At 52.7% G+C, this 15,450-nt stretch carries 7 protein-coding genes; 2 read left to right on the top strand and 5 right to left on the bottom strand.

Features of this window, described 5'->3' with window-relative positions:
• Positions 1-145: 145 nt before the first annotated feature.
• The 3 genes from LOC67_RS19980 to LOC67_RS19990 form a co-directional block, all read right to left on the bottom strand.
• The gene (locus LOC67_RS19980; protein ID WP_230264534.1) at positions 146-2,209 is read right to left on the bottom strand and encodes an agmatine deiminase family protein; all 2,064 of its coding nucleotides are present in this window, start codon (positions 2,207-2,209) and stop codon (positions 146-148) included.
• A 535-nt stretch (positions 2,210-2,744) separates the two neighbouring features.
• Complete coding sequence (locus LOC67_RS19985; protein ID WP_230264536.1) at positions 2,745-4,124, bottom strand: polysaccharide biosynthesis/export family protein; 1,380 nt, start codon at positions 4,122-4,124, stop codon at positions 2,745-2,747.
• A gap of 114 nt (positions 4,125-4,238) precedes the next feature.
• Positions 4,239-4,928 (bottom strand): hypothetical protein, encoded by a 690-nt coding sequence (locus tag LOC67_RS19990; protein WP_230264537.1) that lies wholly within the window; start codon positions 4,926-4,928, stop codon positions 4,239-4,241.
• Between the two features lie 823 nt (positions 4,929-5,751).
• On the opposite strand from LOC67_RS19990, the gene LOC67_RS19995 reads away from it, so the two are divergent.
• Both LOC67_RS19995 and LOC67_RS20000 read left to right on the top strand, forming a co-directional pair.
• The gene (locus LOC67_RS19995; protein ID WP_230264538.1) at positions 5,752-8,715 is read left to right on the top strand and encodes a PSD1 and planctomycete cytochrome C domain-containing protein; all 2,964 of its coding nucleotides are present in this window, start codon (positions 5,752-5,754) and stop codon (positions 8,713-8,715) included.
• Positions 8,693-10,144 carry a DUF1501 domain-containing protein gene (locus tag LOC67_RS20000; RefSeq protein ID WP_230264539.1) on the top strand — a complete coding sequence of 484 codons (1,452 nt, stop codon included), beginning with the start codon at positions 8,693-8,695 and terminating at the stop codon, positions 10,142-10,144. The genes LOC67_RS19995 and LOC67_RS20000 overlap by 23 nt, the downstream gene beginning before the upstream one ends.
• 575 nt (positions 10,145-10,719) lie before the next feature.
• On the opposite strand, the gene LOC67_RS20005 is transcribed toward LOC67_RS20000, so the two are convergent.
• Both LOC67_RS20005 and LOC67_RS20010 read right to left on the bottom strand, forming a co-directional pair.
• Entirely contained in the window at positions 10,720-12,597 is a 1,878-nt protein-coding gene (locus tag LOC67_RS20005) for a CRTAC1 family protein (RefSeq protein ID WP_230264540.1), read from the bottom strand.
• 1 nt (position 12,598) lies between these two features.
• Positions 12,599-15,397 carry a multiheme c-type cytochrome gene (locus LOC67_RS20010; RefSeq protein ID WP_230264541.1) on the bottom strand — a complete coding sequence of 933 codons (2,799 nt, stop codon included), beginning with the start codon at positions 15,395-15,397 and terminating at the stop codon, positions 12,599-12,601.
• Positions 15,398-15,450: the final 53 nt, after the last annotated feature.

Here is a 15,450-nt window from a genome sequence, read left to right on the forward strand (position 1 = left end):
GGCTGGTTTTCAGCGTTGGGCTTTCGTGGAGTCGCTTTCTAATGCTTCGCGAAAGGGAGAAGGCATGCTGCCTACACGGAGTGTAGGGCAATATTGGTCGCTGCCTTATCCGAATGATGTGAGGCAATAGAGAATCGACAGGCTGTTAATTGTTGACTGTTGGCATTGGCGTAAACTTTGCATTTCCGAGGTTAGAAACCAAGCAGTGTAGCGCACCGCCATTGGGGCAAAGTTGTGTGCTATCGACAAACGCGACATCCCAGTCCGGCAGCAGCGCACGATAAATGCTCTCCGCTCGGTCTTGCTCTTCCTTGGCTAAATCGGGATAGGAAGGAACAAGCAATAGACCGTTGGCGAACACGACATTGGTGTATGTCGGGAAACATTGACCAGAGGTCGACGGCATCGGAATGCGAACCACATGAAGCGGTTTTTCGTCGACAGAAAAGTGACTGAGTTGTTTCGCGATTTGGTCGAGTAAACCAGCGTTCGGATTGGAGGCGTCATCGTACTGACCGACCACAACGGTACTTGCATCGACAAAGGTCAGGAAAATGTCGACATGTTTTGTCTTCTCGCCGATCATCCAGTCAACAAACGCGATGTCTTTCGCACCGGTCATCCGACGTAGCTGATCGGTGATGGCTTGCTGAGTGAATCCGTATTCGAGATTGTTTTCCAAGATGGCTTTCGAAGCGACAACCAACCCTTGCCCGTTAGAAAGGATCATGCCGCCTTCGACATGAATCGGAACGTCAGCAACACGTGTTTGCCAGTCGCGTCGAATCTCTTGCGGTAAAGCATCGAGAACCAAGCGATCGTCGCGTTTATCGCGTGTGAGCCGTGAATCAAACCAGAGCGGATCTCCAGATTTGGTTCTCGCAATGATCGGTCCATCGTCACGGAACCAAGGTGATTCGCAGTCGCTCATTTGAAATCGAACCGATTCAGTGGAGATACCAGCTCGTTGGAAGGTTGAACGGGCATCATCGAGCGAGTAGGCGTTGTCCGTGACGACAACCAATTGCGATCGTTCAGCAAGATGACCCACCAGCGAGACTGCTGCCGGATGAGTCCAGTCAAACATCCCCCAACCGATCGCGAATCCGTTCTGGTGTTCAAATTCGCCGACCATCATTCCCGAAGTCGATAGGTCAGGTGAAACCATGTCTGTGGTGTTGTCGACCAATCGCCTCCATTGCCAACGATCGGAGTGATAGTGGATCGGATCGCGACCGTCGGTCTCAGTCGATGTTTGCTTGTCTACTACTGCAAGCGATTCGAGTTCATGTTGATTCCGCTTGGTGTATTCGATCGCCGCAATGAATCGGTTTCTCGCAACGACATGTTTGTTGACGGCTTGGTTGTCAAGCTGAGAAAGAAGCCTGTTCAGATTCTGCCGAGTGGACTCAATCAGTGCGATCGCTTCTTCGAAGTTGCCATTTTTCCATTCGAATTCCGCAAGAATCATCCGGAAGTCCTGCAGCATTTCTGCAGTGATTCCTAGAGTCTGACTTTTGCTATTGATACGCAGGAGTTCAACCGCACGACGCACATGCATCATTCCCGCGTCAGACGACGGATTCAGTTTTCTTTCGATTTGCCCTAGGTTGCACAAGCTAATCGCAAGTGGTGTCGTAGGACCGTGCGAGCTTGGGTAGGTCTCAATCGCCGAATCAAACGCAACTTTTGCTGCTTCGTAGTCACCAAGGATTGTCTGTGCACATCCGAGTGAATTGAGAGCGGTTGCGTGCAAGTTGGGATCAGCGAGAACCGACGCGAGGCGAACGGAAAGCTGTATGGAACGCATCGCGGCATCATTCGCACCACGCAACAATTCGACCTGCCCCAGGTAGAGATGTGCTCTGGCGAAGTGATAAGGCAGTTCTTGACGGTTGCGTTTAATCTCGACGAATTGCAAAAGCGAACGTCGGATTTCGCGAAGCAGATAAGCCCATTCCGGGCGAGGTGACGATTGTTTTGCCAGGATTTGGAAGAGATTCCCCTGGCTGGAAAAGAGTTTCGTGATGTGGTTCAGGGAAATGTCGTCAGTTTCTGACAGTTGTTGATTGGCCTCACGAAGTTGCCTTTCAACGCTTTGCAGTTGTTCTTTGACCTCTGTCAGTTGCTGCTCTGAAACATCAAGTTGCTGTGTTGTCTGTTTAAGCGAAGTCGAATTGCTGAAAAGCGCATAGGACAAAAACGCCATGCTCAATATCACGGCGACAATGACGATCCTGGCAAAGGGCGGTCGTCTTGAGCGAGAATTCAATGGGCAATTCGCGGTGCGGCAGCGGATCAACGTCTCGAAAATTTTGCTATTCGAATCGTCTTTCTCTGAACTGGAAGATCGCCATGCGAAGTTGTGCGATCATCGGTGGGAGCACGAAAGTCGACCAAAAATGACATCTTGCGGACGATCGAAATGTCAGATCTGCTCGATCATCCAGGCGTCAAGATTAAATGACTTGTGTACTGCTTTTGAAAACGCACTGATGCGGTTTCATAAACAGACTTTTAAAAGAAGTTGCCAAACTTCTTGGTGCTCAAACTTTCGGTAGGAAGATGCCTACGACGTCGTTCTCGAAAGTTTCATCCATCAGGATTCTGTCGCTAGAAAGTTCCGATAGAACTCTTCACCGCGATCAACGACGCTTTTGAAAAGAAGGTGTCCCATATTCAGCTTCCGATGTTCGGCAGGCTGAATATGGGACACGAGAATGAAAGCGAATGACGTGAGTTGCTTAGTCTCGCATCAGTTCGCGAATCCCAAAGGTGAAGAAGGTTCCGATCCCAAAGTTCGCCAGCTCTTCATGAGGTTTGTAGCGAAGGATCAGAGTATCTCCGGGTTGGACCAGAATGTTTTGACTGGAGTCATTCATTGCTTGCTGGAGGTCAACCATGATGTTGTACGTTCGACCGCAAGGCAATTTCCGAATGATGTACAGCAGCGAAGGTGATGGACCACCTAGGCCGCCTGAAAGACCGCCAAGTCCGCCACCGCCACCGCCACCGCCACCGCTTTGCGATGATGCAATTCCTTTGCCCGCCAACGCGAGAGCACCAAGCACGTCGAGGTCATAGTCTCGAGGTAGTAAGTATTGGCCTCCACGAAGCAAACCGCCCGTGTAATAGAATTCCGTTTCGCGTGATTCGACCATCAGGATATCGCCGTCTTCAAGTTCGATATCTGATGGTTTAATGTTCGGCGTTTGTCCCGGTGGCATCCGCAATGGGATTCTTGTGACGAACTGGTCTTCAACCAACTCGTCGGAATACGCGAAGCATCCGTCGGAGGGCAGTGAAGCTTTCGAATCAATAAAGTAGTCGGTGATGCAAGTGCCACAGCCTTTTTGCGTGGCCATCAATTCCGCAATGATCTCGTTGCGACGTTCGTAAGGCATTCGAGAAGTGCGGTAGATCGTGACTTCATTTTTTTCGTTCACACCCGGAAGGCCGCCAGTCGCAGTCAACGCGTTCAGCACATCGCTTTTGTAAAAGGGCAAGTCGATCGAATAGCCATTCGAAGACTCGTCGCTTCTAGCGCTGACGCCGCTACTGGATCCACCGCCGGAGACATTCGCACGCAGCACCAGGATATTGTTCTGACGTTCCTGCATGACGGAGACGACCGCAGACTCATCCGATTCGCGGATGATTTCTTTGTCCAAGTACGCTTGGACAATCTTCTTGCGAACTTCCTGAACTGACATCCCTCGTACAGAGAACGGAGGAAGCAAAGGAAGGTTCACAATGCCTTTATCCTGAACCGGAATAGGAAATCCGATCGATGGAGGTAGGCTGCTGCCGCCGTTGTTGAAATTGACCGGCGGAGGTGTGGGAACGCTGCCCGGATCTTCGTAGGGCAAGATGCCACGAATATAAACCGCAAGGATATCACCCTCATCAAGAACATATTCGTCGGGACGAGGTCTGGCGAGCATGACGACTGGGACAGATACAAACTCGCTGCGTCGGACTCCCAAAAGCTCTTTGGGGATACGTGTGACAGGCGTGCCGGTCATTGGCACCAGCACCGCAGTGCATCCCGTTGATGCTAGGGCGAGTAGAGCGACAAAGAGAGCGCTCGCGAAGCGAATCGGTTGTGTTGTAGACTTTGACATGACGATCCCAGCATCCGTGCTTAGTTAGTCAAGATTGTCGGTAGGTTCGAATAGCAGCGATCCATTCGCGGCTGTCGGGTTCATTTACGCTGAAGGAGTTTGAGCACCGGTGTGCTACTCGTCTTCGGAATCCAGAGGTGAATCACGAAGCCAACTCGGATCCAAGCGTGATTCCGCTTTGTCAATCGGTGCGGAAGGAGCCTGCCATTGATTTGGGACGTCGCCTACGTCTTCAATGTTTGGACTTTGAACGGTGATTGGTGTCAGATCGAGCGTTTCGTCTTCGATGATTTGTTCTTCGATGACGGTCGGTTCACTAAACGAAACGTTCTCGACACAGGTTTGGTTGCAGCCAGCGATCAGTTGAGGATCAATTGGTGCGAATCGCCATTGATCCACACCATGGGCAACGGCGGACGTATGTCCCATTCGGTACCCGTTGAACCAAGGCACTGCCGCCGGATAGGTGTTGGTCACGCTATAGCAGGAAGCGAATCGACGCTCAGGAATCGGAGGTGCGCATCCTTCGTTACCCAGGGCGGTTTCAACAAAGCCCATTTGGAACCCACGGCGGTAGTCTTCTAAGCAACGATCGTTGGCGTGCTGTGAAGCATACTTGGCCTCCCAGATCGCGTTCGCTTTTCGCAAGGCCTGGCGGCGAAGCGATTTTCGATACGCGAAATCTTGGTAGGGCTGAAATGTTGATTGAACGATTTGTGGTAAGTAGCAACCACACATCGAAATCGGCGAAAGACAGATAATCGCCGCGCTGATAATCGTCCGTGCGCGTTGACGCTTTGGCATCCTTGACCGTCGGCTCACAGGTACGCTCCTCGTCACCTACGAAGCTGCTTGCAGGTTCGGTGTTGGCCGATCCTGTTTCAGACTTGGTCAATCCGTTCGACCAAGTTGAGCCATAGCGGCTCGTTCGAAATCATCGGAATCTGCATGCCACCTCACTTGTCGATCCCAACCGGACAAAACATCAGATTCAACCGGTACAACCCGACGACGAGCTGTGATTCTGTATCGACGATGACGTTTGAATGACTCGGCAACCCAGCTGACACGACGAACAAAGCCCGCAATTGATCGATTAAAGACCAGGTCCCCCCATTGCAGACGGTTTTCAAATCCGCAACGCATCGAATTCGAAGGCAGATCTCCTCGGGGTAGCCGATTCATTCGGCATAACCCTTACGACGTGGAGTGGAGCAATGACGCCGCGAGCCGCTGATCGTTGCCGCGATCGTGACCTACGCCTTCCGATAGGCGGCTCGAACCATTGCCGAACTGTTGCGAATGCACCATTGACGGCCGCACTGCGAACGACGGCATCGGTTTCAACGCCTGAAGTTCAATCTCTGCCTGAAGCTCAAACTGTGCGGGCTGATTTGTGCTGTGATAGAATCAGTGGTCTTCGCACCCCTCCCCATCACCCCGCCTTGGCTTGGTTTCGATGCAGATCGATCAATTTCGATCGCTGTCCATGGCCCTGTTCCGCTGGTCCATGGTTTTTGTGGCGATCTGTTGCCCTGTCTTTTTTTGTTTTGGCCAGGATGAATCGAAGGCCGTTTCCAAAAATAGCAAGGCAAACCCAACATCACAGGTTCGTTTCGAGTCGGACGTGTTTCCAATCTTGAAACGTGCGTGCTTTGAATGTCACGGTGACACAGAACAAGCCGGCGGGTTGCGAATCGACAACCGCGAAGACTTCGAAGATTCCGGTATCGTCGATTCACAAAAGCCTGACGAAAGCGAGTTAATCAGGCGTATCGAATTGCCAGCCGGCCACGATGAAATCATGCCGGCGATTGGCGATCCATTGAGCAAGACTCAACGCGAAACGCTACGAAATTGGATCTCACAAGGCGGCGTTTGGCCGCAAGACTTCATCGAACCGAAGCACTGGTCATACCAGCAGCCAATTCGTTCGACGCTTCCAGCGGTATCAGATTCAAACTGGCCTCGGACACCGCTCGACTATTTCATCCTTGGGCGACTCGATGAAAACGGAATCAGACCGTCCGCGTTAACAAGTCCTGAAAAGTTGGTGCGTCGGCTGTACCTCGATCTCATTGGCCTGCCTCCTGAGCCTTCTGAAATCGACGACTTTCTGGCTGATCCCTCTGAGCGAAGACTTGTTGAGTTGGTTGATCAGTTGCTCGCTCGCCCGGAGTTTGGACAGCGTTGGGCTCGGCAATGGTTAGACCTCGCTCGCTATGCCGATTCGCACGGATTCCAACGAGATAACCTACGAGACATCTGGGCCTATCGCGATTGGGTGATTCAGGCCCTCAACGATGACATGCCGTACGATCAGTTCACGGTCGAACAGATTGCCGGTGATCTGTTGCCGGGGGCGACGGAGTCACAACGGATCGCAACGGGTTTTCATCGATGTACACCGACGAATGTCGAAGCGGGGTCGCTACCTGAAGAAACACGAATTGAACAAGTCATCGACCGAGTCAACACGACGGGTGCCGTTTGGTTAGGAACGACGCTGGAATGTTGTCAGTGTCACGACCACAAGTACGACCCGTTTTCGGCAAAGGAGTACTATCAGCTACTGGCGTTTTTCAATAGCACCGAAATGGAGGCGGATCGCGAGAATCCAAAGACGCCATCGTCAATCAAATTCAATGGCCCCAGTATGCCATTGTCCGATCCCAAAAATGATGCCATTCGGGATGCGTTGAACAGCGAAATTGATGGACTAAAACGACGCAAACAAAACCGCCGAGATGAACTGGTCAATTCCTTTGATGACCAATTCACTTCGATTCAAAAACGAATTTCGAAGGCACCTACAACACATCCGATGCGGGTCGTCGATTTCCATTCCGAAGGGACAACCGACGAATACGAGACCCTGGATGACGGATCTGTTTTGCTTCGCGGTGGGGATCCGCCTGCGAAGGACACGTACACAGTCACGTTGGAAACGGATTGTGAACAAATCAATGCGATTCGGTTGGATGTTCTGACGGACCCGTCGCTTCCGATGGACGGCCCTGGACGCAGCGAACGTCGCAACTTCGTATTGCATGAATTCACTGTGCAGCCAGTGTCGCTAAAGCCATTGTCCGACAAGCAGGTGGCGACACGACCAGTCGCCGTTGCAGATTCTTCTGACGAAGACGGGAACGTTGTTGGCAAAAGTTTGGAATTCAAATCTGCTAAAGCCAGTTTTTCACAAAAGAAATGGGACGTGTTTGGGGCCGTCGACGGAAAGCCCAAAACCGGTTGGGCGATCTCGCCAGAATTTGGAAAGCCGCACTGGGCGACCTTCGTTCTCAAAAAGCCAGTCACATCAGGAGCCGCGTCACGATGGAAAGTCGTCATAACGCAGCAGTTTGGCCGCTCCTTAAATATCGGGCGATTCAAGATTTCCGCGATCGAGGGTGATGTGCAAGCGGAACCCATCCCAAAGGCTGTGATCGTTGCGGCGGCGAAGTCGCTCGATCAACTCAATAAAAAAGATCGAGATGCGATCCTGGATTATGTCATTGCAAGTGACAAACAAATGGATCAGTTGGACAAGCAAATCGATAGCCTTGTGAAGCAGCGGGATGCAAATGCACCTGAGACGACGTTGGTCATGATTGAACTCGATCAACCAAGAATGACAAACGTTTTTAATCGTGGTGATTATCTCAGTCCTGGCGAACCGGTTGTTCCTGGTGTGCCCCAAGTCTTGCACGATTTACCTGCCGGGCCGCCGAACCGTCTGACGCTGGCCAGATGGCTGGTTTCGCCAGAGAACCCATTGGCCGCGCGTGTGGCGGTGAATCGTTGGTGGGAACAGATATTCGGCAGAGGACTCGTCGGCACTCCCGAAGACTTCGGCGTGAAGGGTGATTTGCCCAGCCATCCAAAGCTTCTGGATTGGCTGGCCTTGGAACTGATGGACAACGATTGGTCCATGAAGCACGTGCTGAAGCAAATTGTCCTTTCATCAACTTACCGGCAGTCCTCGGTGATTCGCTATGACTTGGACGAAATCGATCCTGAGAATCGGTTGTTGGCGCGAGGTGCGCGATTTCGTATGGATGCAGAGATGGTTCGAGACAACGCACTCTCGATCGCAGGTCTGCTAGACCGGTCCTTTGAAGGGCCATCGATTCGCCCCTACCAGCCCGATGACATTTGGTCGAAGGTAGGAGGCACCGCATACGATTACGAAGTCAGTCCCGGAAGCGAACAGTATCGCCGTGGGGTTTATGTCGTCATCAAACGAGGCTCGCCATACCCAAGCTTTCTAAATTTTGATGCGACAGCTCGATTAACCTGCACGGTGACACGTGGCCGAACCAATACGCCGCTTCAAGCATTGACGTTGCTAAACGATCAAGTTTACGTCGATGCGGCAAAGTCACTGGCCAGTCGTATCAAATTGGAAGCTGTCTCGAGGGATCCAAACGAACTGATTTCAACGGGATTTCGACTTTGCACGGCACGCGAACCCAACCCCAGCGAGTTGGCGACATTGACGTTCTTGCTCGAAAAACATTCCGATCAGGATGACCCTTTTCTAGGCGTCGCCACAGTCTTGTTGAACCTGCATGAAACCATCACCAAAGATTGAAGGGCATCAAGTCCGGGAGTCTCCCATGAATTCGTCACTCGGCCGCCGAGGATTTTTGAAGACGAGCGGTTTTTCGCTCGGAGGAATCGCTCTCGCTTCGTTGCTCGAAAACGAGGGCTTGGCGACTCAGCCGACATCACTTGCCGGTTTGCCTCATCATCCGCCGCGGGCAAAGCATGTGATCTATTTGCACATGATCGGTGCACCGTCGCACCTGGACCTTTTCGATGCGAAACCGGAATTGGTCAAGCGACACAATGAACCCTGTCCGCCTGAATTGACCAAGGGACGCGACTTTGCGTTCATTGGCAAAACATCGACTTTGGCAGGATCGCCATGGAAGTTTTCAAAGCATGGCGATGCCGGACATTCGATGAGCGAGCTTTGGCCGCATTTAAGTTCTGTTGCTGACGATTTAGCCTTTGTCCATTCGTTGCACACCGATGAGATCAATCATGCCCCCGCCCAAATGTTTTTGCATAGCGGATTTGGACGAGGCGGACGCCCTAGTTTCGGTTCTTGGGTGAGCTACGGACTCGGGTCGGAGAACGAAGACCTACCCGGTTACGTTGTTCTATTAAGTGGCCCCGCCGGCGGAGCGGGAACCAGCATGTGGTCATCCGGCTTTTTGCCAAGTGTCTATCAGGGCATCCAATTTCGTTCCAAAGGTGATCCCGTTCTGTTTCTTTCCAATCCCGATGGACGCAGTCGAGGCGAACGTCGTGATGAACTCAATGCCCTTGCGGAACTCAACCAACAGCAGTTTTTAGCGACCGGTGACCCCGAGATCGAAACTCGGATCAGCCAATATGAAATGGCCTTTCGGATGCAGGCGTCTGTTCCAGAGTTGATGAATCTGGACGGCGAAAGTGCACAGACAATCCAGCGATATGGGGCGACACCTGGAAAAGAATCGTTTGCAAACAATTGCTTGCTCGCCCGTCGTCTTGTCGAACGAGGCGTGAGGTTAGTCGAGTTATATGACAGCGATTGGGATCATCACGGAAACATACAGGAACGGTTGCCGAAGAAGTGCGAGCAAACCGATCAGCCGATCGCAGCATTGCTGACGGACTTGAAAGAACGTGGGATGTTGCAAGACACGCTCGTGATCTGGGGTTCGGAGTTTGGTCGAACCCCACTGAATCAAGGCGGCACCAAAGGCAAGGGAATCAATGGGCGTGATCACCACAAGGATGCCTTCACGTGCTGGCTCGCTGGCGGCGGGATCAAAGGTGGTGCGTCGGTTGGCAAGACAGACGATTTTGGAATGGATGTCATCGAAGATCCCGTGCATGTCCATGATTTGAACGCGACGGTCATGCACTTGCTGGGTGTTGACCATGAGCGTTTGACGTTTCGATACCAAGGACGTGAATTCCGTTTGACCGACGTCCATGGTCATGTTGTTCGGGAACTAATCGTTTAAAGCGAGAACCGTCGCGAACGCGAATTGGCTTATTATCAGCCGCAACGCGCGAGCGTGCGGTTCTGCGGGTTGGAAACGCCAGTCGTTAGGGGATCACGGGTTCATTCAACCGTCGCCAATGCGATTCGGCTTATTATCAGCCGCGACGCGCAAGCGTGCGGTTACGCCGGTTGGGCTAGTTTGCTGTAGGAACCGCGGGCTAGCGCCAGCGGCTAATGAGACACTCGCCCAGGTAGAGCCACGATCAGCCGCTGGCGCGCAAACGCGCGGTTTCCTGTACTGATAGCGAGAACCGTCGCTAGCGCGATTCGGCTCAGGGGGAGTTGTTTTATCAGCCGCGACGCGCGAGCGTGCGGTTCTGCGGGTTGGGTTGGTTTGCTGTAGGAACCGCGGGCTAGCGCCAGCGGCTAATGAGACACTCGCCCAGGTAGAGCCATTATCAGCCGCAACGCGCGAGCGTGCGGTTCTGGGGGTCGGAAACGGCAATCGGTAGGGGATCACAGATTCATTCAACCGTCGCTAACGCGATTCGGCTAAGTATTGGACATATCCTTGTCCAACCACAAACGTAAAACTCAGTTTGACGGTTGCTCAATCTCGATCAGGCGATCGATTCCGTCGATGTCAATCTTGATGGGGTCTTTCCCTGGCCAAACTACTTCGACTGAATCAACCTTTGTGGCTTCGCCAAGCCCAAACGTCAGCTCAATTTCTGACTGGCTCAGATAACTGCGAGTCGGGGAAACAACTCGGGTCTGTTTTTGGCCGTCAGCAACGACGGTCACTTGTGTCCCGATCGCATCGCGGTTGGTTTCTGTACCGGTTAGCCGAAACCGTACATAGTGATGATCACTCGACTGGTCGTTTCGGAACACTTTGGCCGGACCATCGCTGACGGCTATGACGATGTCTTGGTCGCCGTCTTCATCGAAATCTCCATAGGTCGCGCCACGCCCGACGATCGGTTCACAAAACGATTCACCTGTGCAATTGACGTCAAGCAGTACAAGTTCGCTTTGTGCGTCGCGTCCTGCGTTCCAGAACAACTGCGGTGGTTGGGCGTACCGCAAGGTCCGCTGGGTTTTCTCGATCTCTTCTTCGAGGTGACCGTTCGCTCCAAAGATATCCAAGCGTCCGTCTAAGTCAGCATCGAAGAAGAACAGCCCAAACGTTAGGCCGAGCCGAGTCGGAGGACCGAACCCGGTATACATCGCCGCATCGACGAAGGTTGAACGACGAGGCGATGCCATGTAGAGCGCGCTCGCTTCGTTGGCAAAGTTGCCGATGCCAATCGCGATTGTCCCATCATCGCGAAAAATGGCCGCATCGATACCCATGGCACCTCGAGCATTGCCGCTCGCCAAGTCATACGCAATGCCGGATAAGCGGCCGACTTCTTTGAATGTCCCATCTTTCTGGTTCTCGAAAAGGAAGTTTCGAACCGTGTCATTGGCGACAACGATATCCAGAAAGCCATCTCGGTTGACGTCCACCGGAATCACCCCCATCGCTTTGCCTAAGACCACATTCGTGTCTTCACTGCGTTGTTGGATTCCAGCAGATTCCGATACGTCTTTGAACTTTCCGTCCCCTTCGTTGTGATAGAGATACGAGAACGCCCCTTCGAAAGCGTTTGGAGGGCCGTAGCTGCGGCTTTCACCATCGATCGAGAATGTTTGTGACAGATCGAGATCGCGATTCCATGTGACGTAATTGCAGACAAACAGGTCGAGGCGTCCATCATTGTCATAGTCCAAAAAGCACGAACTGGTGCTCCACGCATCACTCGATCCGCCGCACTGGGCTTCTTCAGTCACGTCAACGAATTTGCCACCTTCGTTACGCATCAGTTTGTTGCTACCAACAGCGCTGATATACAAATCACGATCGCCATCGTTGTCGTAGTCCCCGACCGCGACGCCCATGCCATAAAGGGTTAAATCAAGGCCCGCCTGTTCGGTCACGTCAGTAAAATTGAACTTGCCATCACCTCGGTACAGACGACAAGTGGCTGTCTGTGGCGATTCCGCCCAAGGCCAATCCCTCGAATTGACAAAGAAGATGTCTTGGTGGCCATCGTTGTCATAATCAAACACCCCCACACCGCTACCCATCGTCTCGGGCAACAGTTTTTCACCTCTCTTTCCGGCATAGTGAGTGAAGCTGATTCCCGATTCTTCGGTGACATCAACAAGCTTGATTTCTGGCAGGCTTGTGGTGTCGACCTTGCGTCCTTCGGGGGCGACGGCTTCGATTTCAACGCTGACTTCCTCTTTCTTGGTGAGATTTAAATACACCAACAGGAAGATCACAGGAATCATCGCAAAAACAAAAACCAGCAGTGATGCACGCAGTGCGGTGCCGATCACCGCATCGTCTTGCACATCATCTTGCAAATCGGCACGTTTGTCGGATTGGTCGTCTCGTTGAACCGGATCGGGTTCGTTCGGCATCTTACTTTTCGGTTCGGTGCAGGTCGTAAATCACTAGGTTTTCCGCGGCATGGCTTGCCGCCGGGTATTTTCGTCGAGCCGCAGGCAGGGCGACTTCGGCCGCATTGTCATCAAGCTTGTATCGATCATGCAATCTGCGGTGGTGCGATTCGGCATCGGCATCACCAGCAAGAGCAGCGATTTTGGCCAAGTTTGCGTGGGCCGTCGCGTTTTCGGAGTCCGATTCCAGCACCCGAAGGAATTCTTGACGAGATTCATCGAGGAATTTGTTGAATGATTCTTCGTTCCCACGGATGTCGAGCTCACGTTGCGCGATGTCTAGCAAAGTTAACGCGAGTTCGTTGCGAACGACATAGTCCAACGAAAAGTCGAACCCCCGTTCTGGGATCTTGGTATTCAGCGTTCCGCGAAGCTGCTCGGCCGCGATTTCGAGGTTGCCCTGCTGCCGGTTGACTACGCCGGACAACCATGCATGCGTCCAGGAAGGCGGGGCGGGTTCCATTGTCAACGCGGTTTGCAGACTTTCCGTCGCGCCAGCCAAATCGCCTTCGGAGACTTGAACGCGGGCGAGGTTCAGCGGCCCATCGTAGCGTCCGAATTTCGAGACGATGGAGAAGGCTTCTGCAGCCTGTTTGGACTCGTTGCGTCCACGTAGTAACAGCCCAATGCCATAGTCGTTAAAACGCTGCCAGGTTGGTATCGGCTGGCCGTCGTCGGACATTTCCGCAGCCATCCAGGACGGATCGGAAGATTGTTCGACATTGCCAACAGTTAATGTGAGCGAGTCAGAATCGATTTCGATGATCGGTAGGTCATTTGGATCACCTACCGCACCAAGGTCTAGCGGATCGCGATCAGGGTCACGGTCGGCACGAATATAGTCCAGATACTCGGTGTCAAACTTTCGATACAGCAACCGGGCAGTGATTTCGATCGGTTCGTCCGAATCGTCTGGAACGTTCAAAAGGTAGTGCATCGTTTGGCCCGCACCGGGTGGCATCTGATGGTTGTACAGAGCGGTGAAAATGTCTTGAGCGTTCCGGCGATTGATACGGTTGCCTTCGCGGTCAACGATAAAGTTGTTGACAAAGTGAGACCAAGGATCGACCCGTTGACGATCATCGCGATGACCGCTTTTGCCAATGATTCGATCTCCTTGCTTGGCGGTGAATTCCACCCAGATTTGATTGGAATCCGTGGTTCCTTGGGTGAAGTGGTGCCCCAGGGTCAACGTTCGCAATACCGTTTCAATCAGATAGGACTCGCCTTTGACAACAGAGGCGCCGTTGGTCGGTAGTGGTGCGATCAACTCACCATCGATACTTCCTCCACGGCGTAGACCTAGCAGGTCGACTCGTAGTGACCGTTGTAGCAATTTGCGATGGGCTTCGATTCCATCGGCATCACCGGTCCAGTACGACAACGCGGAGTTGGCACTGGGGAATTGATGATCATGAACTGCCAGTTGGTTTAGCTTTTCGTTGTAGCGGGCTCCGAATTCATCACTCGCGACCGGAGGCATGTGGCATTCGTTGCAGTTTGTCTCGGCTTTTGGCGGATAGTAAAAACTGCGGGCACCGTGTCCAGAGACGCCGCTTAAAAGGTAGCTGTCGTAATGGTTTTGGCCGCGCAGCCATTCTTTGTAACCGGTCAGTTCGCCTGGCAATGAAACCTTATGACAAGTCGCACAAAACTCGGCAGTCTTGTGAAACGGCTTTAGCATTTCTGATTTGTGAAATGCCGGCTTGGCTTTGACCATCAAGCTGTTCAGCGATTTTAGAACACGGTTTTCGCTGTACGTGAACGGGTAATGCCGTGGCTCGTCGATCGTATAGTCTGAATTTCCGATGTGCGAATCGATCGACTGAATCGCATGACAAGCGGTGCAGGTGATCCCCGCGTGTGCTGTAGCATCCCCGATATCGTCGTAGTTCGGGTCATCGAATTTACCCGAAAAGAAAGGCACCGGATCATGGCAACCGGCACACCAGCGGGAGGCTTGGACCGAATCGCTGCGTTCGAGGGCGACCTTTCGTGTTTCGCGTACGGAGGCGCGGTAGGCCGGATTGTTAAAACTGCTCAGCTTGTGCGCACTATGCAACCAATCATCGTGAATGTCGTTGTGGCAGTCCAAACAATACTGGTCGTTCATTAGAACCTTTTCTGAAATGAACTTCCCTGTTGCGGTCTTTGCCAATGAAGGTTCAAAGTATTGCTTGCCGCTCGCGGGAGCTTCACGACTGATTGTCGGATCGCTGGCTTGGAACGCGAGCATGACCGCGACGAAGCAACCGATTGCCAAGCTGACTTTGCGTCCGACATGCCATTTGATTTTTGGGCCGACCAGTCGGTGAAGCCAATACAACCAGACGGCGGCCAGAGGTGCTAGGAAGTGTGCCCAGTAGACAACACGGCGAATCGAGGGATTGACGATGTTGAACGAACCGACGCGGGTCAGCAGAATTCCGCTGACTAAAACGATCAGCGAGATCGCGAACAACGCATAGCCAATGTTCACGGCACGTCGGTTCCGCCGGTCCTTGCTCCGCAGCATGTGCGCAAATCCAAAGACGACGACCGGGACAATGATTAATAGCCCCAGACCGAGATGCCCCAAGAACATCAATTGGTAAAAATGGCTTTCGTAGACGTTGCCAGTCAGATACTGCAACCAAGTTACGCCGGTGAGGTACAACCCGTTCGCGGCAAGCGCCCCGAACAATGTTAGGACGACGTACAGCAACACGCGTAGCCGCGGTGTGATGACTCGTTTTGCCTTCTTTGCTGGCGCTGTAGACATGGTTGGGTTCGATCAGGAGACAAGAATTCTCGGCGGGAAGATTCCAGCACTTT

This window comes from Stieleria sp. JC731, from assembly GCF_020966635.1.
GTDB lineage: Bacteria > Planctomycetota > Planctomycetia > Pirellulales > Pirellulaceae > Stieleria.

What these genes read in the sequence shown, in the direction of transcription:
- LOC67_RS19980 (WP_230264534.1), bottom strand. Translation starts at nt 2,209, where the DNA reads ATGGCGTTTTTGTCCTATGCGCTTTTCAGCAATTCGACTTCGCTTAAA.
- LOC67_RS20005 (WP_230264540.1), bottom strand. Translation starts at nt 12,597, where the DNA reads ATGCCGAACGAACCCGATCCGGTTCAACGAGACGACCAATCCGACAAA.
- LOC67_RS19985 (WP_230264536.1), bottom strand. Translation starts at nt 4,124, where the DNA reads ATGTCAAAGTCTACAACACAACCGATTCGCTTCGCGAGCGCTCTCTTT.
- LOC67_RS19990 (WP_230264537.1), bottom strand. Translation starts at nt 4,928, where the DNA reads ATGCCAAAGCGTCAACGCGCACGGACGATTATCAGCGCGGCGATTATC.
- LOC67_RS20010 (WP_230264541.1), bottom strand. Translation starts at nt 15,397, where the DNA reads ATGTCTACAGCGCCAGCAAAGAAGGCAAAACGAGTCATCACACCGCGG.
- LOC67_RS20000 (WP_230264539.1), top strand. Translation starts at nt 8,693, where the DNA reads ATGAAACCATCACCAAAGATTGAAGGGCATCAAGTCCGGGAGTCTCCC.